A 26,205-nucleotide genomic window follows, 5' to 3' on the forward strand; every position below is an offset into this window, starting at 1 on the left:
TGGCTATTATTTGAACTAAATTAAATGACTAAAATAAATCGAGTGTAGGGAAGCCAATGTTAACGCCAAAATTAAATTTAGAAAACTTTACGATCCAAGACAATATCGACCATTCTTATATTGTAAATAAAAGTACTCAGCAAAAATATAAACTTGAACTAGCCGATACATTATTTTTACGTTGTATTGACGGTAAAAAAGATATCGACTCAATCAAAGCTGAAATTACCGAACTCCTAGACTTTGAGATTAGCAGTGAACTCGTGTGGAAAGCTCTCGATGCATTATCAGACATTGGTATACTAGAGTCTCGATTAGCGCCTCCTAGTGGTGGACAAGTTGCGTCTCGTCGAGGCTTTTTGACTAAAGTCGCTGCCACCTTAGCCTTCGGGTCCGTTGTTGGTACAGGACAAGTATTTGCCTTTGATGCTTCGCAAGAGGCAGCTGCAAAATCTGACAATGCAGAACAATCGTACAAAGGTAGTTCAGAGCCATCAAGCGCCCAAGAGCAATCGGTAAAAGCAAAAGCGGCTGAAGAAGGTGCGAAAACCTCTCAAGAACAATCAATTAAAGCTAGTTCTGAACAAGATACAAAAGTAAATGATGAGATTTCAAACAAAGAGTCTGCGGTCAAACTTTCTAGTGGAGGTAATGCAATTCCTGTGACGGCCCCTTCTACGACGTCGATATTTGCGCTTGGTTTAACCGCAACTGCATTATTGAAATTTAGACAACGAAGTAAATCTGTAGCAGATAAAGAACAATCCGAAGACTAAAAATTAAGGATCACTTATTTAAGTGATCCTGCTTTTTCAGCTAAGTAATCCACAATTTTACCGGCAACATCTATGCCGCCAATTTCCTGAGCATGCGCATAATAACAAGGAAAATTAGCCTCCAAAACATAGCACCTTCCACTTGGATGTCTAAGAATATCCACACCACCAAACTCATACCCCAAAACACTTACCGCCTTAATTGCTAACGCGTCTATTTCTGTACCTGCACTTTCAAAAACTTCATTTTTATCGGTTGTACCATAGGTTCTAAAGTCACCTTTATCCGGAGGATTGATATAGGCGGCAACAACCTTTTCACCAACGACAACACAACGCCAATGTACGGCATCGGGAATAAAAGAAGACAACAGGGGTGCGGTACCGTTAGCACATACAAAGTCAATGACTGAATATAGCGACTGCGCGCTTTCCAATTTCATTACACCAACACCACCGGAATAGCCCAAAACCTTTAGAATAACTGGATAACCACCAAGTTGTTCAACATAATAGTCTATGCAATCTCGTTGTTTATTGTATAAATAAAAGGTTCTTGGGATTGGAATGTCATTTAATTCAAACAAAGAGGTGGCGTTGTTGCAATTATGAAAAATTCCCAAAGGCGCTTTGTAAAATGTTGCGACACCTGGCTGAAACAAAAATTGTTCAACTTTAGACGCAGCTGAAGACACGGCCGGTCTAAACAGAATATCACCAGGTTCGGCTTTAAGTTCCGGAGTAAAAACAAATATACCTGCATGATGTTCAACATATTCCAAATCACGAACTTTACATGCATCGATAATTATTTGTTTTGAAATGTTTGGTACGCCATCGTCAACTAAATGAAATTTCATAGATTATTAACTCTCTTCCGTTGAATAGTTTTCTAGTAAAAAATGTCGAACAGAACTTGTCTCACTTTTTTCACCATAAAATAAATATATTGCGATTAGCTTTTCTCCGTCTTTCACGGTTTCGGCTTCATGTTCGGACAATAAATCTTCATTTCCATCATCTAGGTAATTAAGCCAAAAAATCAACTTATTACGCTTAGGTACAATTTTTATACCGTCTGACTTAGTGAAAGATGTTGCACCACCTTCTTCAGTGTCGCATAGGAAAAACACCGCCGTAAACAGTAGGTATTCATCGTTCAGTTCATAATGATCACAATGAGGTGGGTGCCCCTGCCCCGGATGATAATGTCGGATCCTTATGCTAGATGTTTTTGCAGACGTTATGCCGGTTTTCTCTTTTATCTTATTTTCAAGATGTGTTAATGGCGGCATAACATCCTTTCTTAATTCAAACGACAAACCTGTTTCGTCTAGCTTTACCGGGACACCTTGCTGCGCTAACCAATGCCTATTTTTTAACTTTAGGGATATTTCGGTCAACACACCTTGATCTAAAAGGTCTTCTATTTCAACAATTAATGGGCTTGATGTCAGCAAAGAGATGTTCAAAATATACCGCCGTTCGATCCTAAAATATCTTTCAATATTACCCATAAGTCGACTTGGATGGCAAATTTATGGGCAATTTAGAAGTAAGGGCAACTACACACAAAAAATATGGTTATTGCCACCGATAATAAAAGTAATAATCCTTTTACACGGTGCGACTATCCACTAAAATAAAAGCAATCGAAAAATGACAGTATGCCTTTAACGTAATACGTAACCACAAATCAATTTTATCTGGACCCATCCCCTTATGTTTAAGAAGTTAGTTAAGCTGTTATTCAGTAACTCTAAGAAAAAAGTAATAGAGAATAATTATTTCTATTTTGAAGATCAAAACAGCAAAACTAACGAAAATTCGACAAGTCAATCTGCGGCACAACCGCTCCCAGTCGCCACAAAACCAATTGAAGTTAAATCGGTAGAAGAGCTGCACCAAAAAGCATTTTATGACTACTTGTTTGGTCAAACGAGCCATGTTGAACAACATGATGAAATGTCATTGTATATTTCTCAGCAAGTTGAAAAATTGCTGAGAAGCCCACAAAGCATACTTAAAAACTTGCCTATTTTACCGCTTTCCTTAAGTACAATTTTAGAACAATTAAACAACGACGATTTTGATACCGAAAAGTTGATAGGCCTAATACAGCAAGAAGCTATCATTGCCGCTAAAGTGATCGAACTGGCCAACTCCTCGTTTTACAACAGAAGCAACAAAGAAATAAAAGATCTTAAAACCGCTTTTATGCTGCTTGGTGCCAACGGCCTAATGGAAGGTGTAATAAATGGGTTTGTGAGTAAGCTTGCGCCTCAATCGCCAATCTATTTCAAACAGTACGGTGCCAAAATTTGGCAACACAGTCTTTCAACCGGCGTGATTGCCAAGGCGCTTTTAAATAAATCACAGTATAAGTCAGAATCTGCACAGGGCTATTTGATTGGACTGATCTGTAATTTGGGTGACATGATCATCTATCAATTACTTATCGAATCCTTTTCTTTTGTTCATCCCGATTGCCAACCAAACTCATACGCATTTAAAGACTTAATGTATAAAAACTCGAAAAAGATCACCTACCATATTGCCAAGCATTGGAACTTTCCGGCTTCAATATTAGATGTACTTGCAGTTCAAACAAAACTAACAAAATCGGCGATGTTGTCTGTTTTGTTCGCAAAAAGGCCCATAGCTTGTTATGTATATGAGGCAAATATCTTGAGCGAGTTAGAATTGATGTTTGAGCACAATGAAATTGACGAAAATGAATTACTTACTGCAAAAAATCAGTTGGTTTTCAGTGCTGAGTCGCATCAATATATAGATAATTTGTTATTAGCTAAATTTAGTGACTAACAAGGTAATTTAACTAAATTACCTGTGGAACTCTTAGCAGCAATATCAAAAATAAAGCATAAAAAAACCCGTCTAAACGTGACGGGTCATTAACTCAATTTTCAAGAAAATAAATAGACATTTATAATTCTAAGCTTCCTGCGAACAGCTAAAGTACCCCATGGAATCCGCCAGGGATATAAGGTATTCCCTTATATTAATTGCCTAATGGTTTCTAATTTAGTTGTTCGTCGTTGCCCATAACCCACAACCATATGTTTTAAAAAACAATCTAGCCAATTTGGTACTTTCGGTAAAATGTCGGCTGATCTTGAGTACAACTAACAATATTAACGTTTTAGTCTGGCCACAGCGTCTTCTAACATTTCCCTTGGGCAGGCAAAGTTAATTCGCGTAAAGTTTTTCCAACCAAAATCTCGGCCCGGTGAAGGACCAACCCCCTTCGACTCCATGTAGGCATGGACATCATCAACACCCAAACCGCTCGCATCAATCCATGCTAAAAACGTTGCTTCGGGTCGAATAAACGTAAAGCCATCTAAGTCATTAATTTCTTTTTCTAAGTAATCCAAATTACCACGTAAATAATCTAATTGCTCTTGATGCCATTCATCACATTGTGTAAAGGCAACTTCAGTAGCGACTAAGCCCATAAACGTCACCCATGGCATAATACCAGCGGCGGCTTGAGTAAACTTACGACGCAAAGAGGCATCTGGAATAATTGCAAATGACGTTCCGAGGCCAGCCACATTAAACGTTTTGCTTGCGGCCATCAAAGTAATAGTGCGTTCGCCAATATCCGGCAACTTACCTGCTGGTATATGGGTTTTGCTTTGATCTAGAATTAAGTCACAGTGAATTTCGTCACTGCAGAGCACGACATCATGTTTAAGACAGATTTGTTCAACTCGTGTTAATTCTTCAGCTGTCATCACCGAACCGGTTGGGTTCATCGGGTTACACATAATAAAGAGTTTAGTTTTTGGATCTGCCGCTTTTTGCTCTAGCTGTTCAAAGTCCAATGTCCACCGACCATCCTGCTCAATTGTTTGGACATCTTCTCTGATAAGTTGATTTAAACCGGGTGCCGCCAACATCGGTGGATAGTTAGGTACTTGCACTAATACTTTGTCGCCAGGCTCACAGTTAGCTTTACAAGCCACATTAAAGGCAGGAACGACACCTGGTGTCCAAACTATCCATTGTGGTTCTATCTGCCAATCGTGTTTATCTGCTAACCATCGAACAACCGCCTGGTTTGCAGGTTCATATTCTACGGGAAGGTGGTAACCGTAAACGCCATGTTCCGTGCGGGCATGAAGCGCATCTATTATTGGCTGGGCGCATTTAAATTCAGAATCGGCAACCCATAATGGCAATATATCCTTGCCCTTGTAGCGTTCCCATTTAAAAGAAAAAGTTGATCTGCGATCAATTAACTGGTCAAAACTCATTTGTGTCCCCTTCTATGTTTGAATTCATTTAGCCATCTAAACTGCTAAATAACAAGGGTAATTTATAGATATTTTAAATATGAAGTATATCCATTTTCTCCACTATCATATTTACCGGCCATTGAAGCTATTTCAAATACATTTCAACAACCGGTATTTATGTTGTAGTCACTAAACGTTAATAAGCGACCCTTTTAAATGATACAACACTGCCTTTGTTTAATGTCACGATAAACAGTTCGCCAAATTGATCTTCAGCAATTTCTATTTTGTCACTCACACCCAACTGCGTAATTAGAGCTGGAGTTGTATTAGAGTGACCTACAACCAAAATATTTTGCCCTGAATGCATGTCAGTTATCAATCGGGCCATTTCGTGCGCAGGTAAAAATAGTTCAGTGATGTCCTTATCTTGCTGATTAGCAACCGCTTTAGCCGTATTGCGAGTGCGTTTAAAAGGTGTTGAGTAAATCACATCTAGATGACTATTTTGTAAATAAGTAGCTAATCGCTTTGCGGTTTCTTCCCCTTTAGCTGATAACTCTGGATCTTTAATTTTAGTAGGTTGCTTTTCTGCATGTCGTGTCAAATAAACTACGGTATTTGGCTTGTCTAAATCACTAGCTGTAATACCTTTTTGGTTTAAGGCATTTCCCAAATTTGTGCAAGACGAGACCACAACTGATAATACAATAGCGACGCTCGTGGACAAAACATGACGAAATATTGATGAGTGTTTAAATAAGTTAATTTTCACTATTTTTTTCCAGTTAATGTTTTTCAGACTTAATCAGTAACGAGTACATGACAGGCACGACAATCAAGGTTAGCACAGTTGCAAAACTTAGCCCAAACATGATAACCACCGCCATACTTTTAAAGAAGTCGTCCCCTAATAAAGGAACCATACCTAATACCGTCGTTATTGCTGCCATCGAAACCGGTCTTACCCGACTTATGGCGGCTTGAATGATGGCCTCTGTTTGTGACATCCCACTGAGTTTTTCTAAATTTATCTGTTCGACTAAAACGATACCATTTTTGATTAACATGCCTGATAAGCTTAATAAGCCTAACAAGCTCATAAAACCAAATGGTATACCGGTCGCTAAAAACCCGATAGTCACGCCAATAATTGCAAGTGGCACCGTTGACCAAATGACAGTGGCTATTTTTAACGAATTGAAAAGTAAAATGGTAATTATGAACATGACCGCAAAACCAAGAGGTAACGCCGAAAATATCGGAGTTTTGGCCTTTTTACTTGCTTCATATTCACCGCCCCAGGTTAGTTCATAACCATTGGGTAATTGTAGCTTTTCTAACTTAGGTTTCACCCGGGCAAATACCTGTGCTGCTGTTTCATCTGACAACAGGTCGTGATCGGCCATTACGGTTAATGTACGTTTCCTATCGCGGCGTTTAATTATTGGATCTTCAAACTCTAAATTAAACTCACTTATAACGTGTGTAATTGGAACATAGCGACGCAGAACTGGGCTATAGATTTGCAACTGTTCTAATCGTTCTATCGTTACCCTTTCTTCCTCTGGCATCCTAATGACAATCGGCAATCGTTCAGTCGCTTCTCGGTAAACACCAACGGTTTTACCGACGTACATCATCTGCAATAAGTTATCGACATCGGTTTTAGTTACGCCCATTTCCCTCGCCGCAACCGCATTAAATTTAGGTCTGATGACCTTAGTCATATTTTTCCAGTCATCTGTAATGTTTTTAGCCCCCGAATCCTGCCATAAAATCTGTTTGGCTTGATCAGATAGAGAACGAAGGATTAGCGGATCTGGTCCAGAAAAACGAGCTTCAATTTTTGCCGCCGTCCCAGGCCCAACATTGACTCTCAATATTTTAAACTCAACATCTGGGTATTCACTTTCTACATACTGTCTGACATTGGCGATTGTCGGGATTAGTGACGGTTTTTGTTTTACACGTACAATCAATTGACCGTAATTGGCGTAATTCATCTCCATATTATAAGTCAGCATAAATCTAGCTGCGCCACGACCCACAGTGGTTGAAACAAACTCAACATCGTCAATACTCATAACATATTGCTCTAATGACTTTCCAACAACGGATGTAGCGCGTATATCGGCACCTTCAGGTAATCGATAATCAAGATAAAAAACAGGTAAATTTGACGAAGGGAAAAAAGCCTGTTTAACAAAGCCAAACCCACCTACTGCAAATACAAACAGCACGAACATCAGCGCCATAGTCGATTTTGGAAATCGTAATGTTAACTTCAGTACGGATTGATATTTTGCATAAAGAACAGATTTGTATGGTTCGTCTTTATGACCATCTTCCGATTTATTATCTTGGTCAATTGGTTCAACAATCTGGTCTTTAAACAGTAAACTGGCAAAAAATGGGGTAATTGTTATCGCAGTTACCCAGCTCAATAATAGAGAGATCAGCAAGACATCAAACAACGATCCTGCAAACTCCCCCGTAGCATCTGGTGATAAACCTATAGGTGCAAAAGCAATAATTGAAATAAATGTCGCGGCTAACAGCGGCCATTTTGTTTGTTTGATAATTAAACTTGCCGCCTGAACTTTAGTTAATCGTTTCTGCATTCCGACTAAAATGCCTTCGACCACCACAATTGCGTTGTCAACTAACATACCTAACGCAATAATCAATGCACCTAAAGATACGCGATGCAACTCAATGCCCATCTGTTGCATAAAGACAAACGTACCTAATACAGTAAGCAGCAATATTCCACCGATAAGTAAGCCCGTTTTAACCCCCATAAACAACAATAAGATAACAATGACAATAACAACGGCCTCTAATAAACTTTGTATAAACCCAGCAACCGACATTTCCACTTCAACGGGTTGATTGTATACGGTGTTTATCTCCATACCGTAAGGCCTATTTTGGTCTAGTTCCTTTAGTTTCTCCTGAACTCGTTCACCAATTTTGACGACATTAGAGCCTGACATAAAAGACAACCCAACATAGATAGCGGGTTTAGAATTATGTCTCACTATGTGATTAGGGGTTTCAACAAAGTCCTTATAGATAGTTGCTATGTCGCTCAATATAATCCGCTTCGAAGAACCAGGAGGGCTGATCACTATATCCCCTAACTCTTCAACAGACGTAAATTCTCCAGTGGGGTGAAATCGAATATCTTCGTTTCCAACTCGAACAAAACCGGCATTGGAAACCACATTTTGCTGCGCCAATATTTGATATAAATACTCAGCGGATAAATCCAACGACACCATTTTATTATGGGAAATTTCTAGAATAACTTGTTCTTGAAGCTTTCCTTCCACTGTGACTTTGCCAACACCTTCCACTAGCACCAGTTCACGGCGAATGTAATCTACGTAGGAGTTAATTTCTTCGTTATTAAATCCATCACCGGTTACCGCCATCAATACACCGTAAACATCACCAAAATCATCTTTAATGATTGGCGTGCCAGATCCCGCAGGTAGTTTCGGAGTAAAATCATTGATCTTACGCCTCAATTCATCCCATATTTGTCTTAATTCAGTTTTACGATAAGTCGACTTCATCTCAACAATTATCTGTGACAGGCCTGACGACGTTATTGACTTCACGTTGTCCACAAAGGGCAACTTTTGAATTTCATTTTCTAGCGGATAGGTGATTTCTTCTTCAACTTGAACCGGGGATGCCCCTGGATATGTGGTGATTACAATTGCTTGCTTTAAAATAAATTCTGGGTCTTCTAATTGCCCCAGTTTAGAATAGGACAATATACCAGCGACCAACAAGATTAATGTAAACAACCAAGATGTGGTCTTTTGTTTGATAAAATAACCAGCGATATCAAATTCAGACTTCATGGCTATAACCCTCGCTCACGAACCCACGGGCGAACTTGCTGTCCAACCGTCAAAAAGTGACTGCCTGCAGCAATAATCTGGTCTCCAATCTGCAATGCAGACGGATCTACTGGCGTTATTTCGGCACCGTATTGAGCAATTTTTGATACATTAATTTCAACTAATGTCGTTTTATTTTGAGCATCTAATTTATAGATAAAATGTTTGTTTTGACCGGCGAATTTATTTGGGATAAATACGGCTTCAATTGGCACTAATAGCGCCGTATTATGTGTATTTAACACTTTATCTAATTCAACAGCCAACTTGCCCGTCATACCTGACAAAAGATTTAAGTCCGCTGGCGCGTCGAGTGAAAACACGACTCGATAAGTTTTAGTCGCTTTGTTCGCTGTAATATCATGTTCTTTGAATGTTACGAGGTAAGATTTTTCCGGTGCTGCATCGAGAAATAACAAAGGTTGATACAATTTCCCGTCTTCGTTTTTTGGTAAATGCACCATGAGTCTTTCAGGAACGTCAATCGATACGTCTACCTGATCACGGCCCTGTAGTTCAATTATCGGCTGTTTAGCCTGAATAAATTCATAATTTTCAATGAACATCTGTGCAACAGTGCCTGAAAAAGGAGCCGTTATCTTTGTATATTGTAAATTGCGTTGCGCAACTTCGAGTTGTGCTTGAGCAATATCAAACTGGGCAGCGGCCTCATCAAAAACTGACGAAGAAACTAACTTATCTTTAAATAGGGATTTTGCTCGACTAAATTGCGATAGGCTTAGGTCGTATTTAGCCTGAGCTTGTTTGACTTGTAATTTAAAGTCCTTGTCATCTAATTCAGCTAACACTTCTCCAAACTGGACATTTTGCCCAGCAACAATATTTAACGCTGCCAACTCACCATTTACTCTAAATGCCAATTGGGCCTTTACTGTAGGCTCAATTGTCGCCGGAAAATAACGTACGGCATTGGCTGAGTGAGGTTTTACAACAGCAACTTTGGCAGGTCGAATGAGTTTAGTTTCTGTTGCTTGCTGTTCATGTTTTTCACCACATCCGGTTAGACTAAAACCTAAGATGCCAATAAAAAAGAATACTAAATGTTGTTGCATAACCTTGCCTGCCTAATAAATTAACGCTCAATGTAAATTGTAAGTTAACCATCAAATAATTGATATTTATTAAAATTTAACTACTATATAAATATTATTTATTAAGTTTTAAACAAATTATAATGAACATTGATCAACTTAAAATACTACAAACGATAGTCCGAACCGGTTCAATAAATGAAGCGGCCAAAAAGCTTTTTAAGACCCAACCCGCATTAAGCATGGCAATAAAACGACTAGAATGCGAAATAGGATTCGAACTTTTTAATCGTAATAAGTATCGACTTGAGTTGAACGAACAAGGCACTATTTTTTATCAACGTAGTCAAAATATATTATCTGAACTGGAACAGCTAAAAAGCCTCAGCGACGCATTTAATCAAGGGATTGAACATGAGTTAACCATTAATATTGAAGGACCAGCGATGCTGCCACGGATATTCGATAGCGTAAAACGGGTACAGGAAAAGTTTCCACATACTCAATTGCAGATCCATACCGAAAAGCTATTACATGGATTAAAAAACTTAGCATCGCAAGACGTTGATTTAACCATCATCCCGTGGATTGACGCATTTAATCTCGAAGGGGAGTTTCAAACTAAGCCTATCGACTCTTTGGCGTTTACGTTTTGTATTCATAAAAAGTTGGCTGCAAATTTTGGCATTAGCGGTATTGATCAGATCACACCTGAAACCCTCAAACATATCCCGCAATTGAGCCCTACTGACATGGCATTTAACCTGTCGGATACGCCATTGTTAAGAAAAATAAGTCATTCAATTGTAAAAGTAGACGACATACATTGTTATATCGAATCACTAAAAGCACAACTTGGTTGGGGGCCTATGATGAGTATTATGGTGCCAACGCAAATAACAGATGATTTTTGGTTGTTTGATTTAGAACCCAAAGATACGCAGGTCAAAGTTGAAGTGCGCGTGGTCAAAAATAAAAACAAAATATTGGGGCCAGTCGCGCAGTTTTTATGGGATAGCTTGTGATTTACGCAACCAAATTAACAAGCAAAAAGGGTTAACGTTTTAGTTAACCCTTTAATACGATTTATAATAATGAGGAGTTACTTATTGGCGGGATCCGCACTGTACCTTCCATTAATATGCGAGCACTGCGGCTCATCGATACTTTTGCTATTTGCCATTTTTTGGTGACATTGTCGAGGTTTGCTTCAGCTCCAACTTTTAACGTTCCCGAAGGGTGCCCAAACGTAACCGATGTATCAGTTGTCGATGATGAGGCCAAATTAACTATTGTCCCGGGAATTGCAGCGGCAGCTCCAATTGCTACTGCGGCGGTGCCCATCATGGCATGGTGTAGCTTACCCATAGATACCGCTCTAACATTTAAATCAATAGCGTCAGCAGATATCGTTTTACCACTGGAAGATACAAATGATTTAGGCCCAGATACAAACGCAATTTTAGGCGTATGCTGACGAACTTCCGCTTCCTTAACGTCTTTAATAAGTCCCATTTGAACTGCACCATATGCGCGAATGGTTTCTAACTTAGCCAAAATTGCATCATCACCATTTATTGCGTCTTGCAGTTCTGTACCGTCAAACCCGAGTTCTTCTGCATTTAAAAATAAAGTCGGAATACCTGCATTTATAAATGTGGTCTGAAACTCTCCAATGTTGGGTACGTTAAGTGTGTCGATTAAATTCCCCGTCGGGAATAAAATTTCGCTTGGGTCTACTGGTTCGACAAAATCAATAACAACTTCTGCTGCTGGAAAAGTAACCCCATCCAATTCGAAGTCCCCTATTTCCAACACTTCACCTTCACACATAGGAACATGTGCGATGATTGTTTTACTAATGTTTTGTTGCCAAATCTTAATTTCAGCAATGCCATTTTTCGGGAGCTTACTCAGGTCAACTAACCCATTTGTTATGGCAAATGCGCCAACGGCAGCGGTTAAATTTCCACAATTACCACTCCAATCGATAAATGGTTTATCGATGGCAACTTGGCCAAATAAATAATCGACATCATGATCAGGTTGCTCACTTTTTGACAAAATAACTGTTTTACTGGTACTCGAAGTTGCACCTCCCATACCGTCAGTATGTTTACCATAAAGGTCAGGGCTGCCAATCACACGTAACAACAAAGCGTCACGATACGCGCCAGGCTGTTGGGCTTGTAGGGGTAATTCGTTTAGATTAAAGAACACCCCTTTGCTCGTGCCACCGCGCATATACGTCGCAAGCACTTTCATTTGTTTGGTTGGCAAAGGCATATCTCGTTGTTCATTCTGCATATTAGCTTACCTCAGAACCTAAAAAATCCTGTGCAAATCGTTGCAACACGCCACCGGCGGTGTATACCAATAATTCATCAGCTGTATCTAATCGACATGTCACCGGTATTGTAATTTGTTCTCCGTCCACTCTAGTAACAGCTAATGATAAGGTAGAACCTGGGTTAATATCGCCTAGGACATCATACGTCTCACTACCGTCGAGCCCGTAAGTATTGCGTGTATCACCCGTTAGGAATTGCAGTGGTAATACGCCCATGCCGACCAAATTGGTTCGATGGATACGTTCAAAACCTTCTGCTAGGATCACTTCAACACCCGCTAATCGAACCCCTTTAGCCGCCCAATCACGAGATGAACCTTGACCATAATCTGCGCCAGCGACAATAATTAGTGGTTGCTTACGTTCCATATAGGTTTCAATTGCTTCCCACATACGGGTATTGGTGCCTTCAGGTTCAATTCGAGCATAACTGCCCTGCATAATTTCACCATCTGAATTTCGACACATTTCGTTTAGTAACTTAGGATTAGCAAATGTCGCTCGTTGCGCGGTTAAATGATCACCTCTGTGCGTTGCATAAGAATTATAGTCTTCCTCAGGCAACCCCATTTTTGTTAGATATTCACCAGCGGCACTTGTTGCCATGATCGCATTTGATGGTGATAAATGGTCGGTCGTAATATTGTCGCCTAATACCGCAAGCGGTCGCATATTCTTTAATGTACGTGGGGCTGCTAACGCACCTTCCCAATATGGTGGTCGACGAATATAAGTGCTTTTTTCGCGCCAGTCATAAAGTGGATTATTGTCTTCACCATAATCTACACGCAGATCAAACATAGGTTCATAAATTGACTTAAACTGCTCTGGCTTAACATGTTTACTAACAATATTGTCAATTTCTTCATCTGTCGGCCAGATATCGGCAAGCTTTATATCGTTACCATTTTTATCGGTCCCTAATACGTCTTGTTCAATATCAAAACGCATTGTGCCAGCAATAGCATAAGCAACAACTAAAGGTGGTGATGCCAAAAACGCTTGTTTTGCGTAAGGGTGAATTCGACCGTCAAAGTTTCGGTTACCCGATAATACGGCTGTTGAGTACAAATCACGTGACACAATTTCTTGCTGGATTTCAGGATCTAATGCGCCACTCATACCATTACATGTCGTACATGCATAAGCTACAATACCAAATCCTAGCTTTTCCATTTCAGGTAATAAACCCGATTCTTCTAAGTATAACTTAGCCACTTTTGAACCTGGCGCAAAGGACGATTTTACCCAAGGTTTACGGATCAATCCGAGTTCATTGGCTTTTTTAGCGACTAAACCGGCGGCTACCACATTACGAGGATTGGACGTATTAGTACAACTCGTTATCGCTGCGATAATAACGGCACCATCAGGCATATTACCTTTCCAGTTGGCTAAATCGGGTTGAATAGTTGACGCCGTGATGCCTCGAGCTTGTAACTCATTCGTTGGCAATCGACGATGAGGATTTGACGGCCCTGCCATATTTCGACCGACTTTTGATAAGTCAAATTCTAGTACCCGTGGATATTCCGCGGCGACCATTTCGTCGGCCCAAAGTCCTGATTGCTTAGCATATGACTCAACGAGTTTTACTTGCTCAGGCTCACGACCGGTTAGTTTTAAATAATCAATAGTTTGCTCATCGATGTAAAACATGCCCGCTGATGCACCATATTCTGGCGTCATATTAGAGATAGTTGCTCTATCTCCAATCGTGAGGTTTTTCGTACCTTCACCAAAAAACTCCAAATAAGTTGATACCACTTTTTGGTTACGTAAAAATTCTGTAAGCGCTAATACAATGTCAGTCGCAGTAATACCTGGTTGACGATTGCCAATAATATTAACCCCAACAATATCTGGCAGTCGCATCATTGAAGGTCGACCTAACATGACATTTTCTGCCTCAAGACCACCTACGCCAATGGCAATTACACCTAATGCATCAACATGTGGTGTATGGCTATCAGTACCTACACATGTATCTGGAAAAGCGACGCCGTCCTTAACTTGAATAACAGGCGACATTTTCTCCAAATTAATTTGGTGCATAATACCGTTCCCAGCAGGGATTACGTCTACGTTTTTAAATGCCGTTTTGGTCCACTCGATAAAATGGAATCTATCTTCATTACGTCTATCTTCTATTGCTCGGTTTTTTTCAAACGCATCAGGTTCAAAACCCGCATGTTCAACCGCGAGCGAATGATCAACAATGAGCTGTGTTGGTACAACTGGGTTTACTTTTGCCGGGTCTCCCCCCATATCAGCAATAGCGTCTCGTAAGCCAGCTAAATCAACTAAAGCGGTCTGTCCTAATATATCGTGACAAACTACACGGGCTGGATACCAAGGAAAATCCAAATCCTGTTTGTTAAACACAATTTGTTCTAAACATGCTGTCAGTTGTGCCTGATCGCATCGACGAACAAGCTGCTCAGCGAGTACTTTTGAGGTATAAGGTAATCTCGCATACGCGCCAGGTGAAATAGCTTCGACAGCAGCTTTAGTGTCGACATATAAAAGATTGGTGGAAGTGAGCGGAGTACAAAATTCAGTGTTCATGCTGACACCTAAAGTTAAATTTATTTAATATATGTTCTGCAGAAACGCAGGGTTAACGCCGTTTTTTGGATGTAATCATTGATTCAACAACAATAACAACAAAGACAAATCAGTAGTGACCCCAGGTCATATTAAAAAGTGACTGGGGGTCACAACTAAAAATAAGCCTTAACCGCGTTCAGCCATTGTTGGAACTGGGCGTAAATCTTCACCCGTATATTCTGCTGAAGGACGGATAATGCGATTATCTGAACGTTGTTCCATAACATGTGCAGCCCAACCCGTTAATCGCGACATAACAAAAATTGGTGTAAACAATTTTGTTGGGATGGCCATAAAGTTATAAGCAGAGGCATGGAAAAAATCGGCATTACAAAATAGCTTTTTCTCGCGCCACATGACTTCTTCACAACGAACAGATACGGGATAGAGAACGGTATCCCCAACATCTGCAGCAAGTTTTTCAGACCAAGTTTTAATGATTTCATTACGAGGATCAGAATCGGCATACACTGCGTGACCAAATCCCATTATTTTTTCTTTACGTTCAAGCATGCCCATCATTTCTGCTTCAGCGTGATCCGCAGAAGTGAACTTTTCAATCATGTCCATCGCAGCTTCATTCGCACCACCATGTAAAGGACCACGCAGGGAACCAATAGCGCCAGTAATACAAGAATGCATATCAGAAAGGGTTGAAGCACAAACTCGAGCCGTAAATGTAGAGGCATTAAATTCGTGTTCAGCATATAAAATGAGTGAAACGTGCATAACTTTTTCATGCAGTTCATTTGGTTTTTCGCCCGTCAACATATGCAAGAAATGTCCGCCGATTGAATTGTCATCGGTCGCAGTTTCAATTCGAACACCGTCGTGGCTAAAACGGTACCAGTAACAAATGATACTTGGGAATAAAGCCAACATACGGTCGGTAACTTCTTGTTGCTGTGAAAAGTCTGCTTCGCCTTCCAAGTTCCCCAACATTGAACAGCCTGTACGTAATACATCCATCGGATGTGCATCGGCCGGAATTCGTTCTAATACTTCTTTTAATGCTTCAGGCAGTGAACGAAGTGACTTTAACTTCGCTTTATAACTTGTTAATTCTTGTTGGTTTGGTAAATGCCCTTTTAAAATTAAATGGGCGACTTCTTCAAATTCACATTTGTCAGCTAAATCTTTTACGTCATATCCAAGATACGTTAAACCTGAGCCCGAAACGCCAACAGTTGAAAGTGCTGTTTTTCCAGCAACTTGACCACGCAAACCTGCGCCACTTAATACCTTCGCCATAAGATGTTCTCCACATTGTAGGGTGTGTAAATATTGTTTATTGCCACTTGATGCGGCTTATTATAAATAATTTAATTTGTGTTCTATTTGTTCGAAATTGCTACTTGTTTTTACCTTCTGCAAATAATGCATCGAGCTTTTGTTCATATTCGTGATAACTAAGGTAATCGTACAATTCCATTCTAGTTTGCATTTGGTCAATAACCGCTTTTTGATCGCCGTTATCCAAAATTGACTTGTAAACATTTTCCGCCGCTTTATTCATCGCTCGAAACGCACTTAATGGATAAAGCACCATAGCCACCCCCCAATCACTTAGTTGGTCGCGATTCCACAATTCTGTTTTGCCAAATTCAGTAATATTAGCGAGAATAGGAACGCTCAGCGCGCTTGAAAATGCCCGATAATGTTCTTCCGTTTGGATAGCCTCAGCAAAGATCCCGTCAGCCCCGGCCTCAACATAGGCTTTTGCACGTTCAATCGCTGCATCTATTCCCTCTTGAGCAAATGAGTCTGTTCTCGCCATAATGAAAAAGTCAGGATCCGTTCTTGCGTCCACTGCCGCTTTAATACGGTCAACCATTTCAGAAGTTGGTACGATCTCTTTATTTGGCCTATGACCACAACGTTTTTGAGCGACTTGGTCTTCCATATGTACTGCAGCCGCGCCGGCTTTTTCCATATCTCTTACCGTTTTAGCAATATTAAATGCGCCTCCCCATCCTGTATCAATATCTACCATAAGGGGTAGATCACAGGCAGACGTAATACGCTGAACATCAACCAGTACGTCGTTAAGCGATGTCATGCCTAGATCGGGTAAACCATAAGATGCATTTGCAACGCCACCACCAGACAAATAAATTGCTTTATGACCAATTTCTTTTGCCATCATGGCCGAATACGCATTAATAGTACCTACAATTTGCAATGGTTTAGCGTCAACCAAAGCTTGACGAAATTTTTTACCTGGACTCATAAGTTCTCTCGCTGTGTGATTTAATTATTATTAAGATTGCGACAATTTGTCAGCAATATTATTTTTTGAATAGGTGATGTGTCTTCTCATCAACATTTCCGCTAATTCTGCATCTCGGTTTTTAATTGCCATCGCTATGTACTTGTGTTCGTCAAAGGCTGTTGTTACCCGAGGCCCCGCCATTCCAAATTGAACCCTATACATTCGTACTAAATGGTAAATGCCTTCCACTAATATCGTGATCAATTGCTGATTTTTACTGCCCAAGATTATTCGATAATGAAAATCAACATCACCAGCTTCCTGATAATAAGATTCGCCGGGCTTAACAGTTGCAAAATGGGACTCAAGGAGTTGATTTAGATCAGCGATTTCTTGTTGAGTCATGTTTTGAGCTGCAAGTCTTGCAGCCATGCCTTCTAGTGATTCTCTTACTTGATAAAGCTCTATCAATCCATGTTCAGACAATTCAACAACTCTGGCACCAACGTTTGCTTTACGTTCAACTAAATGGCATGTAACCAAGCGATTAATTGCTTCTCGGATCACTGCGCGACTAACTTCATAGGTTGTCGACAATTCAGCTTCATTTAATTTAGATCCATGCTTAATTGATCCTTCCACTATCGCGTTACGTAGTAAGTAGAATATCTTATCTGAGCTGGTTATTGGTTGATCTGAAATCATGTGTGCTCGTCAATAATTACATCAAGTGTCGACAATCTAGTGGAGTTTTAATGAAAGATCAACTAAAAATAGCAATATTGTCGACAATGAGTAAATAAAAGATAAAATGCACGACACTGTGGATAAGCTGGGTAAAACCGGTGCAAAAGGTCTGCACAGTCTGTTTAGTAAACATACAAGTTGTTGATTTGCCCTCGATTAAAAAATATTCATTTAGGGCTTTATTTTAAGAATTTGTTGATCTAGACTGTCTCAACTCACCACATAAAGCTATGTTCTTTGAACCTTTATGTGAACCACTTTAGGTAGTGGTAACTGTTAGCGCACGGCTCTGTAGAGAGCCATTCCCCTAGCCCTGAGCAGGAATCGTTCAGGGCTTTTTTTTGCCTGCGATTTGATATATTCCATTTCGCATGGGTTTTGAATCCGTTTAGATACTAATAGTAGGTAGCTTATAAGTTAGTTGTAGAAAACAACTGCTTAAAATTATTTGTAGTAACGCTTGCCACTTCTTCAATTGGCACGTTCTTAAGTTTTGCAATAAATTCAGCAACGTGCCTAACATATGCAGGTTGATTTTGTTTACCTCGATAAGGAACTGGCGCAAGATAAGGTGAGTCAGTTTCTATAAGCAATCTATCTAGTGGCATTTTTCTAACCACATCTTGCAATTCAACTGCATTTTTGAACGTTACGATACCTGAAATTGAAATGTAAAAGTCTAAATCCATTGCTGCTTTCGCCATATCCCAGGACTCAGTAAAGCAATGCAATACGCCACGACATTCATTTGCTTTATTCGCTTTTAGGATGTCAATCGTGTCGGTACGTGCATCTCTAGTATGAACAATTACCGGTTTGCCCAGCTGACGACCAACTTCAATGTGGTGTACAAAACTTGCCTGCTGCTCTTTTATCGAATCTTTTGAGTAATAATAATCTAACCCAGTTTCGCCCACGGCGACGACACGTGGTGCATCCGCTAATTTACGTAAATCACTTAATGCATAATTTTTGTCTTCGCCAACATGACAAGGGTGAACTCCACAGGAGAAAAATACATTTTCTCTATGCTCTGCCGTTGCAACCATAGTTGGAAATTGATCCATTGAAATAGCAACACATAACATATGTGATACTTGGTTTGCCGCCGCATTATCAAATAATTGATCAAATTCAATTTTTTCTTTTTGTAAATCAATGCGATCAAGATGGCAATGCGAGTCGATTAATTGCAAAGTCATGTTATACCTTGGTAAAAATAAAATTAGCTTAATTATCCCAAATCAAACCGCAGAAACATAGCCATTTGACAAATTACTTTATATTGTAAGCGTAAATGGCCTTTCACTGTGTATTGCTGACTTAATCGCTATCGAATTAATACCGAATACCAAAAGTAGAGCCTCGCTCACGTCAGCCTCATTTTTTAATTATTTATCAATCATCTGAAGTGATCCAATACCTTTAGCAATTCGTATCAATAGACTTAAATTGGAAACGGATATTTTCCATTTGAGAACAAAAACTTTCTTTACAGACCGAGCGGTCGGTATTATGATCGAGTTCGTTGGAAGACATCCAAAATGAATGATAAAACACATCAATACGAGTCGAGGTCGAAATGTTAAAAAACTTAATTATTGCAGTAGCCATATTGGCTACCTTCTCCGCTGCAGCGGTTTCTAAAGATAACAACCCATTAAGTGGTAACGAGTATGTGCTAGAAAATACAAAAAAGTTAGCGCAAATTGACAGACAAGGGTCGCCTTACTTACTTGTTCAACAACTTGGTGAGACTTTGTTTGAATCAGTTACTCATATCAAAAGCATCAATGCTGACGAGTCAGCTGTAAGTACTGTTTCGATGCAAGACCTCGTTGAAGAACAATTAATGCCTTTCATAGACGTTACGTTTGCTTCATACAAAATTTTGGGGACACAACTAAAAAAATCGACAAAAGAAGAACGTGAAATGTTTGTCAATGCAATGCAACGATCACTAATTCAAACCTATTCTGGTGCTTTATCGCAATATACAAATCAAACAGTCGTTTATGAGCAAGATAAAAACGTTGATGGGAAAAAATCGGTAAATGTAAAAGCTGAATTAATGTCTGATAACGGCCCCACGTTAAGTATGATATTTAAACTTCGAAAAGGCCGTCAATCTGGTGAATGGAAAGCATATGACCTAATTGTTGAAGGCATCAGCTTAGTAGACTCTAAACGCGCAGAGTTATCTACGCCAATCCGTCAAAATGGCATTGAATATGTCGTAAATACGGTTTTAAACTGATTTAATTCGCGCTCTGCTAATTGCCCAATATATAGAATTCGACCTCATATATTGGGTATTTTATTTTATACAGCCTTCCCCTTCTATTTTTCAACCATAAAAACTCAATGTCACATGAGTCACTTTCCCTGCAAAAATTTAGTGTATTCTCTCACCGCTGACTAAGCTCTGAACCAACTAGATAGTTATGAGTATTTATAAGTCTTGGGCGCTCACTGACAACTCAGCAAAAAAAAGTGATAAGTCGGAAGTATTTCACAATGCGTCCATGCTTATTTTTATTGATCGTAATTTAATTGAATACATATTGATTCTTTGTATCCAAACCTCTAACACTTTAGGTCAAACAATATGAATTGCAGAATTGATTTATTAATCTGTTAAAATCTTTTTATGAATCGCAAATTCTCTGGTTTCACGTATTTGATTTTGATCTTTAATTGCCTTAATCATTTTAATTTTTTGCAGGTATTCCAGTGGCATATTTAATTCAGCCGCGCCAATTAGTACATGATTTAAATACCAGTCATAAGGTTTTAACTTATCGGCAGTCGTGAGGCCATAATACATTTGGGCAGTAACAAGCTCGCCATTTTCTCCGGTCACTTCGACACTTTTTATCCCATAACTGTGTCCAAGGCTTTCAGCCTTATCTAAAATGTTTTTTTCTGCGTCTTCTATTTCGTATAAAGCACCAAACACAACATCACTTGGATTATCAGTGAATAAGGCGTCGCACTTACCTGAACCGTCTGTGCTTCGCATATTAAACATGAGTTTATGCTTAGTTAATTTAAAAGTACCTAAACGCTTTGCACTTGGCGTTCTTCTTTGAATTCGGCTTAATGCCATATTGGAACCATACGCGTAATATAACAATTCATTCTCTCGGTTTTTGGAACTTGCTTATTCCATAGTTAATAACATGTTACGTCCAACCAGTAAATTAAACTAATTTAGATAAATCAAAATAGTTAGTGATTGTTAGCAGCAAGATTTTTGGTTTTCTATAAAAACAAGGCTTAAGGTAGGGCTGAACAACTTGCAGGGACGGTTTTACACGTTAATCCGAGGATCTAGATTTCAACTCGATCTAAAATCAAAACTGAATGCAACTGACAAATATGTTGAGCTTTCAGTCTAATTTAACAATATGCGTTAGCCTTCATACTTTTTGCCTAAAGCACGCATAATGTCACGCCAAGTTAAAATTCCTAATACCCTATTATCAGACGTAACGACAGGTAGACAGGAAACACTATTTTGATTAAATAATAATACTGCATCTTTAACTGTAGAGTCTTCGGTCAATACAACTAAATTACGACTCATAATCTGATGAGCACGTTTGTTTAATGCCGCCAACTCTTTAGTCGTCACAGCGACAGTATCGATATTTGGACTTAACGTTTTCAGTAAATCGCGATCTGATATAACGCCAACCAACTTACGGTGATCAACAACCAGAATGTGATGAAACGATTCTTCTTCAAATATCTTTTTAATAACGCTTAAGGATTCATCCAAGTGAACCGTTACAACTTCACTAGTCATTAATCGAGTGATTTTCATGATACTCCTTGACTCTAATCGCCGCCTTCTTGTGTCGACAGGAACCAACACCGGCTAAATCTACTTCATTATAATATTCAGTTGTTTATATATGCCAAATATTTTTCTTTTTAAGCCATAAAATAATGCTGGTAATAGCATAAATTCCACAAAGAATAAGATCAAACTCAACTTAAGCACATTGAGCCTGATCTAATAACAACGACCCTAATCTAACTCAAATGGCGGATAAGCTCATTAGGTGACATTTTCATTAAACTACGTGTGCTCAACGCACCTACTGTTGCCACAAATCCAGCGCCAATTGCAGGCCCTATCAACCAAAGCTCCCAATGCAGTGACCAGCTCATTTCAAAAATCCGCCATTGCAATAAAAACAAACTAAAGTCCGCCACTGTTGCGGCAATGATCCCAGCTATCGCGCCTAAACTTAAAAATTCTATTATTATCGCAGATTGAATTAGACTGCCTTTCGCACCTAATATTCTAAAAATAACAGTTTCGCGGCGTCGTTCGTCAAGTGAACTTTGCACCTGAGCTAACAACACTAACGTTGCGGCAAAAACCACCACTATTAACACGATCCGGATTGCAACAGCTACCTGCGCTATAGTCTGTTGGATTTGATTTAACATCGCCTCTACGTCAATAACACTTAGGGTTGGGTAGTCATGTAATAAATCATTCAACCACAACTTCTTCTCTGTTGGTAAGTAGAAAGAAGTAATGAAAGTCGCAGGAAAATCACTCAACACATCATGACTAAATATCATAAAGAAATTAGGCTGAAAGCTATTCCAATCAACTTCCCGAATACTGGTAACCTGTGCCGAGACTTCTCGCGCACCAATCAAGAATGTTAGGTTATCACCAAGTTTAATCTGCATTCGCTCAGCAACACCTTCTTCGACGGAAACCTGTGGGCCCTTTCCTTCTGGCATCCATTCGCCCGAAAGAAGTACGTTGTTTTTAGCCATTTCGTCCGAAAATGTAAGATTTAACTCACGACCTATGCCATTTCGTTGTTTTTGCTCCGATTCTTCATTTTCAGTTTGCTCACCACTCCCGTTGTTTTGTGATTTTGGAATCGATTCTGTTGCGGCTTGAGCTTGTTGCGTATTATTTTCGGTCTCACTACCGTCACGTAATTTAGAGCCGGTTTCCTCTTGTTTCTTTTGTACCAGTTTTTCGTCATTAATATGCGTCAGTCGACCACGAATAATTGGGTAATACTGTTCAGGTTCTAACCCTTGATTACTTAATTCTTGTTTCACATCATCAAGTTCGTGTTGAGCAATGTTAATGACAAAATGATTTGGTGTACCTTCGGGCAATTGCTCCTGCCACTCTTGAATAATTGAGTTTTCAAGAGAATACAAAATTAAGATAAGCATAATCGCCAACGTAAACCCTATCATCTGAGCAGCATTTTCTTTTACTCTGCGCTTTAACGATGCAAGCGCAATTTTTACTGCGCTGCCGCCGACGCTATTACCTATTTTTCTGGAAAAATAAAGCATTAAACGTGTAAACACTAAGATCAACACAACGAGTATAATTCCTGCCACACCTATGATTAGTGTGATTTGAATATTTTGACTGTAGATCCAAACCAGCAATATTGTCGTGAGAGCCATTAGTATTCGAGCAGAAATACTCGTTGCAATATCATCACCCAGATTACGTCTTAAAACCCGTAATGGCGGAACAGAAAACAACTTTAAAAGCGACGGTATTGAAAACATAAAGGCACATACTAAGCCAGTAATCATTGCCATAATAACCGGTTTTAAGCCAATTGACGGCAATTCATCAGGTAAATAAGCGGCCATCGCACTTACCGCACCTTGCTGCATAATAGCGCCAAAAATTATCCCAATTGCAACACTCGACACCGCGATTAAAACTAATTGAAACAAATAGATTACTTTGACTTGATTTAAGCTTGCGCCTAAAGTTTTAACGATGGCGATTGAGTCCAAATGACGTTGGCTATATAGTTTAGTCGCCACTGCTACGGCGGTGGCCGCTAATAAAACTCCTAGAACGCCTGCTAGCATTAAAAAACTTTCTGCCCGTTCTAACGATGCCGTTATATTGGACGCACCTTCTTTAACATTTCGGAAACGTTGATTTTCTTTTAAGTTATCTTTTATCCAAACATCAAAGTCAGATAAATCAGCTTCATCTCCTGCAAACAGATTTACATAGGAAATTCGACTTCCCGGTTGTATAACTTTTGTTGCAGGGACATCTTCTATGTTCATGATGATCCGAGTACCGCTGCTAAATACCTCAAATGGCGCATCAGGTTCAGCGTCAATGACCCCCGTAACCTGTAAGGTTAATTCACCGACATCTACTTTTAGTGTTGATGACATGTTTTTAAGTGCCGCTGGGTCGAGGTTTAATGCATAAAACAATCGTTTTGTTAGCCACGCTTCTCCTGTTTTAGGACCGTGTTTCTCTATCTTATTGTTTGTTGATAGGTCCGTTGTAACAAACAACTGACCGCGCAATGGATAAGTTGGAGATACCGCTTTAATAACAGCAATATTCATTTGGTCACCGGCAAACGCCATCGACGAAAAATAAATGTGCTGATCAGTAGCGAGATTGAGTTCAGTTGCTTTAGTAATAAATTGGTCACCCATTGGATGGGCACTGCTTAAATCACGATCCGCGGCAAGAAAAGCGGCACTTTTACTCATTATAGCTTTGTCGACTCTATCGGTGACACTAGATAAGGCCATCACAGACGACACTGCTAACACGATAGACAGACCAATGATTGTTAATTCGCCCCGACCAAATTCGCGAGTAAATAAACGCCAGGCAATCGCAAACCAATAATTAATAGGGGCCGATGTTCGGGTATTTACTGTGTCATTAGAATGCATTGGCAATTGCCTCTGATATATCTAAATCCAACGTGCCATCTGCAAGCTCATCGCTAGGATCTTTGTCTGGTGCCGTTTCTTCAACAAGAGTTCCTCCAATTAAAGAAACCGTGCGTTGACAGCGTTTTGCTAATTCAGGGTTATGGGTCACTAAAATTAAAGTCGTTTCTGCTGTTTGATTCAATTCAAATAATAAGTTTTCAACTAACTTGCCATTGTCGGAATCCAGATTGGCCGATGGTTCATCGGCAAATAACAATTTAGGTTTGGTAATAAACGCCCGGGCAATCGCAACACGTTGCTGCTCGCCACCTGACAGTTGATTTGGAAAATGCGTTAGCCTGTGATCTAATCCAACTTTCTGCAGCCATCGTTCTGCTTCTGATTTTGCGCTTGCACGCATTTCAGCATCATCTGACAACTCCGCTGGCAACATGACATTTTCGAGTGCTGTAAGGCTTGGCACAAGCAAAAACTGTTGAAAGATAAATCCAACATCCTTTCGTCTAACACCGGCTCGTTGCTCTTCATCTAGTTGGTGAAATGGTTGACCGTAAAAAAACATTTCCCCCTTGGTCGGTAAATCCAATCCAGCCAAAATACCAAGTAGTGTCGACTTGCCAGAGCCTGATGCCCCAACAATCGCTATGCTTTCTCCGCAGTTAACCGTCAAATTAATATTCTTTAATATTTCTAACTTTTTGTCAGAATCGGTTGCGGATGTCGCGCTTGGCAGAGATACTTGTTTTTCGATATTGTTTGCATTTATTGCAGATAAGTTTTGTTTGTTCATAATTTTGGGTTCTCTTAATGCCAAGAAATAGTAATACTAAACAGTTTGACGTAATTAACCTATTAAGATCAAAGTTGTTTTATAAAAAAATGATTATTAAATGTAACAGACTGTTAGTGCCCTTGTTATGCCTTTTTTCATTTTGTTTAGATGCAAGTCAAATTAAAGTCGTAATGTACGGTGATAGTATTAGTGCCGGATATGGCATGACGATCGAAGAAAGCTGGCCTTATTTACTAAATGAAACGTTTATCGTTGAAGGATCTGAGATTAATTTGATCAACGAAAGTATTAGTGGTGAGACAACTGGTGGGGGTTTGGCCCGAATTGAAAATGTGCTTAAAAGGCATCAATTGGTACAGGACGACTGGCTCATTATTGAACTCGGTGGTAACGATGGGTTGAGGGGTTTTCCAACAACAACGATAAAACGTAATTTGACCCAAATGATCACAAAACTAAAAGCAAATAACGTCAACATCGCAATTATGCAAATAAAAATACCGCCCAATTATGGTAAACGTTACACAACAATGTTTGAAGGTTTATACCCTGCCCTCGCTGAACAGTTTGATATTCCAATCATGCCGTTTTTTATGGATTCGATTGCCATTAATCCGAGCTACATGCTGCAAGATGGAATTCATCCAAATAAAAGTGCTCAGGTCATTATTAGAGACATAATGAAACCAGCAATAGAAAAATTGATAACAGATAATTAGTGTAAATACGAAGTCAGGCACAGATTAAGGAA

At 39.5% G+C, this 26,205-nt stretch carries 21 protein-coding genes; 5 read left to right on the plus strand and 16 right to left on the minus strand.

Going from position 1 to position 26,205, the window contains the following annotated elements:
* The first annotated feature begins 56 nt into the window (after positions 1–56).
* On the plus strand, positions 57–776 hold the full coding sequence (locus tag KO525_RS01590) for a hypothetical protein (protein ID WP_215962041.1): 720 nt from the start codon (positions 57–59) through the stop codon (positions 774–776).
* 14 nt (positions 777–790) lie between these two features.
* Here the strand turns inward: KO525_RS01590 and KO525_RS01595 are convergent, their stop codons facing one another.
* On the minus strand, positions 791–1,636 hold the full coding sequence (locus KO525_RS01595; RefSeq protein ID WP_215962042.1) for a RimK family alpha-L-glutamate ligase: 846 nt from the start codon (positions 1,634–1,636) through the stop codon (positions 791–793).
* A gap of 6 nt (positions 1,637–1,642) precedes the next feature.
* On the minus strand, positions 1,643–2,248 hold the full coding sequence (locus KO525_RS01600; RefSeq protein ID WP_215962043.1) for a 2OG-Fe(II) oxygenase: 606 nt from the start codon (positions 2,246–2,248) through the stop codon (positions 1,643–1,645).
* Positions 2,249–2,498: 250 nt separating this feature from the next.
* Here KO525_RS01600 and KO525_RS01605 point away from each other — a divergent pair, with 250 nt between their 5' ends.
* Entirely contained in the window at positions 2,499–3,602 is a 1,104-nt protein-coding gene (locus KO525_RS01605; protein WP_215962044.1) for an HDOD domain-containing protein, read from the plus strand.
* Positions 3,603–3,931: 329 nt separating this feature from the next.
* On the opposite strand, the gene KO525_RS01610 is transcribed toward KO525_RS01605, so the two are convergent.
* From KO525_RS01610 to KO525_RS01625, 4 genes are all read right to left on the minus strand, one after another.
* Entirely contained in the window at positions 3,932–5,059 is a 1,128-nt protein-coding gene (locus KO525_RS01610) for a MalY/PatB family protein (protein ID WP_215962045.1), read from the minus strand.
* Between the two features lie 178 nt (positions 5,060–5,237).
* Positions 5,238–5,816, minus strand: coding sequence for a histidine phosphatase family protein (locus KO525_RS01615; RefSeq protein ID WP_215962046.1), 579 nt, complete (start codon positions 5,814–5,816; stop codon positions 5,238–5,240).
* 13 nt (positions 5,817–5,829) lie between these two features.
* A complete protein-coding gene (locus KO525_RS01620; protein ID WP_215962047.1) occupies positions 5,830–8,919 on the minus strand; it encodes an efflux RND transporter permease subunit in 3,090 nt (1,029 codons plus the stop codon).
* 2 nt (positions 8,920–8,921) lie between these two features.
* Positions 8,922–10,031, minus strand: a complete 1,110-nt coding sequence (locus KO525_RS01625) for an efflux RND transporter periplasmic adaptor subunit (RefSeq protein ID WP_215962048.1) — start codon at positions 10,029–10,031, stop codon at positions 8,922–8,924.
* A 122-nt stretch (positions 10,032–10,153) separates the two neighbouring features.
* Here KO525_RS01625 and KO525_RS01630 point away from each other — a divergent pair, with 122 nt between their 5' ends.
* Entirely contained in the window at positions 10,154–11,035 is an 882-nt protein-coding gene (locus KO525_RS01630; protein ID WP_215962049.1) for a LysR family transcriptional regulator, read from the plus strand.
* Positions 11,036–11,096: 61 nt separating this feature from the next.
* Here KO525_RS01630 and prpF read toward each other — a convergent pair whose 3' ends face one another.
* From prpF to KO525_RS01660, 6 genes are all read right to left on the minus strand, one after another.
* Positions 11,097–12,317 carry a 2-methylaconitate cis-trans isomerase PrpF gene (gene prpF, locus KO525_RS01635; protein ID WP_252736662.1) on the minus strand — a complete coding sequence of 407 codons (1,221 nt, stop codon included), beginning with the start codon at positions 12,315–12,317 and terminating at the stop codon, positions 11,097–11,099.
* Between the two features lies 1 nt (position 12,318).
* The gene (gene acnD / locus KO525_RS01640; RefSeq protein WP_215962050.1) at positions 12,319–14,928 is read right to left on the minus strand and encodes a Fe/S-dependent 2-methylisocitrate dehydratase AcnD; all 2,610 of its coding nucleotides are present in this window, start codon (positions 14,926–14,928) and stop codon (positions 12,319–12,321) included.
* Positions 14,929–15,096: 168 nt separating this feature from the next.
* Positions 15,097–16,221: a 2-methylcitrate synthase gene (prpC, locus tag KO525_RS01645; protein WP_215962051.1), complete on the minus strand. Its 1,125-nt coding sequence runs from the start codon at positions 16,219–16,221 to the stop codon at positions 15,097–15,099.
* Positions 16,222–16,321: 100 nt separating this feature from the next.
* Complete coding sequence (gene prpB, locus KO525_RS01650) at positions 16,322–17,200, minus strand: methylisocitrate lyase (protein WP_215962052.1); 879 nt, start codon at positions 17,198–17,200, stop codon at positions 16,322–16,324.
* A 30-nt stretch (positions 17,201–17,230) separates the two neighbouring features.
* On the minus strand, positions 17,231–17,887 hold the full coding sequence (locus KO525_RS01655) for a GntR family transcriptional regulator (RefSeq protein WP_215962053.1): 657 nt from the start codon (positions 17,885–17,887) through the stop codon (positions 17,231–17,233).
* 452 nt (positions 17,888–18,339) lie between these two features.
* A complete protein-coding gene (locus KO525_RS01660) occupies positions 18,340–19,131 on the minus strand; it encodes a TatD family hydrolase (protein ID WP_215962054.1) in 792 nt (263 codons plus the stop codon).
* A gap of 380 nt (positions 19,132–19,511) precedes the next feature.
* On the opposite strand from KO525_RS01660, the gene KO525_RS01665 reads away from it, so the two are divergent.
* Positions 19,512–20,186: a phospholipid-binding protein MlaC gene (locus KO525_RS01665; RefSeq protein ID WP_215962055.1), complete on the plus strand. Its 675-nt coding sequence runs from the start codon at positions 19,512–19,514 to the stop codon at positions 20,184–20,186.
* 372 nt (positions 20,187–20,558) lie between these two features.
* Here the strand turns inward: KO525_RS01665 and KO525_RS01670 are convergent, their stop codons facing one another.
* From KO525_RS01670 to KO525_RS01685, 4 genes are all read right to left on the minus strand, one after another.
* Positions 20,559–21,065, minus strand: a complete 507-nt coding sequence (locus KO525_RS01670; RefSeq protein ID WP_215962056.1) for a gamma-glutamylcyclotransferase family protein — start codon at positions 21,063–21,065, stop codon at positions 20,559–20,561.
* A gap of 279 nt (positions 21,066–21,344) precedes the next feature.
* Positions 21,345–21,758, minus strand: coding sequence for a CBS domain-containing protein (locus KO525_RS01675; protein WP_215962057.1), 414 nt, complete (start codon positions 21,756–21,758; stop codon positions 21,345–21,347).
* Between the two features lie 212 nt (positions 21,759–21,970).
* Positions 21,971–24,658: an ABC transporter permease gene (locus tag KO525_RS01680; protein ID WP_215962058.1), complete on the minus strand. Its 2,688-nt coding sequence runs from the start codon at positions 24,656–24,658 to the stop codon at positions 21,971–21,973.
* Positions 24,648–25,451 carry an ABC transporter ATP-binding protein gene (locus KO525_RS01685; protein ID WP_215962059.1) on the minus strand — a complete coding sequence of 268 codons (804 nt, stop codon included), beginning with the start codon at positions 25,449–25,451 and terminating at the stop codon, positions 24,648–24,650. The genes KO525_RS01680 and KO525_RS01685 overlap by 11 nt, the downstream gene beginning before the upstream one ends.
* A gap of 173 nt (positions 25,452–25,624) precedes the next feature.
* Between KO525_RS01685 and KO525_RS01690 the strand changes: the two genes are divergently transcribed.
* The gene (locus KO525_RS01690) at positions 25,625–26,173 is read left to right on the plus strand and encodes an arylesterase (protein WP_252738698.1); all 549 of its coding nucleotides are present in this window, start codon (positions 25,625–25,627) and stop codon (positions 26,171–26,173) included.
* Positions 26,174–26,205 lie beyond the last annotated feature (32 nt).

Origin of the sequence: Psychrosphaera sp. B3R10, from assembly GCF_018861025.1 — a bacterium.
Taxonomy (GTDB): domain Bacteria; phylum Pseudomonadota; class Gammaproteobacteria; order Enterobacterales; family Alteromonadaceae; genus Psychrosphaera; species Psychrosphaera algicola.

Bases quoted from the DNA above. Each gene is read 5' to 3' on its own strand.
- KO525_RS01590 (WP_215962041.1), top strand. From the start codon at position 57: ATGTTAACGCCAAAATTAAATTTAGAAAACTTTACGATCCAAGACAAT.
- KO525_RS01595 (WP_215962042.1), bottom strand. From the start codon at position 1,636: ATGAAATTTCATTTAGTTGACGATGGCGTACCAAACATTTCAAAACAA.
- KO525_RS01605 (WP_215962044.1), top strand. From the start codon at position 2,499: ATGTTTAAGAAGTTAGTTAAGCTGTTATTCAGTAACTCTAAGAAAAAA.
- KO525_RS01610 (WP_215962045.1), bottom strand. From the start codon at position 5,059: ATGAGTTTTGACCAGTTAATTGATCGCAGATCAACTTTTTCTTTTAAA.
- KO525_RS01620 (WP_215962047.1), bottom strand. From the start codon at position 8,919: ATGAAGTCTGAATTTGATATCGCTGGTTATTTTATCAAACAAAAGACC.
- KO525_RS01625 (WP_215962048.1), bottom strand. From the start codon at position 10,031: ATGCAACAACATTTAGTATTCTTTTTTATTGGCATCTTAGGTTTTAGT.
- KO525_RS01630 (WP_215962049.1), top strand. From the start codon at position 10,154: ATGAACATTGATCAACTTAAAATACTACAAACGATAGTCCGAACCGGT.
- prpF (WP_252736662.1), bottom strand. From the start codon at position 12,317: ATGCAGAATGAACAACGAGATATGCCTTTGCCAACCAAACAAATGAAA.
- acnD (WP_215962050.1), bottom strand. From the start codon at position 14,928: ATGAACACTGAATTTTGTACTCCGCTCACTTCCACCAATCTTTTATAT.
- prpC (WP_215962051.1), bottom strand. From the start codon at position 16,221: ATGGCGAAGGTATTAAGTGGCGCAGGTTTGCGTGGTCAAGTTGCTGGA.
- prpB (WP_215962052.1), bottom strand. From the start codon at position 17,200: ATGAGTCCAGGTAAAAAATTTCGTCAAGCTTTGGTTGACGCTAAACCA.
- KO525_RS01655 (WP_215962053.1), bottom strand. From the start codon at position 17,887: ATGATTTCAGATCAACCAATAACCAGCTCAGATAAGATATTCTACTTA.
- KO525_RS01660 (WP_215962054.1), bottom strand. From the start codon at position 19,131: ATGACTTTGCAATTAATCGACTCGCATTGCCATCTTGATCGCATTGAT.
- KO525_RS01665 (WP_215962055.1), top strand. From the start codon at position 19,512: ATGTTAAAAAACTTAATTATTGCAGTAGCCATATTGGCTACCTTCTCC.
- KO525_RS01675 (WP_215962057.1), bottom strand. From the start codon at position 21,758: ATGAAAATCACTCGATTAATGACTAGTGAAGTTGTAACGGTTCACTTG.
- KO525_RS01680 (WP_215962058.1), bottom strand. From the start codon at position 24,658: ATGCATTCTAATGACACAGTAAATACCCGAACATCGGCCCCTATTAAT.
- KO525_RS01685 (WP_215962059.1), bottom strand. From the start codon at position 25,451: ATGAACAAACAAAACTTATCTGCAATAAATGCAAACAATATCGAAAAA.
- KO525_RS01690 (WP_252738698.1), top strand. From the start codon at position 25,625: ATGTACGGTGATAGTATTAGTGCCGGATATGGCATGACGATCGAAGAA.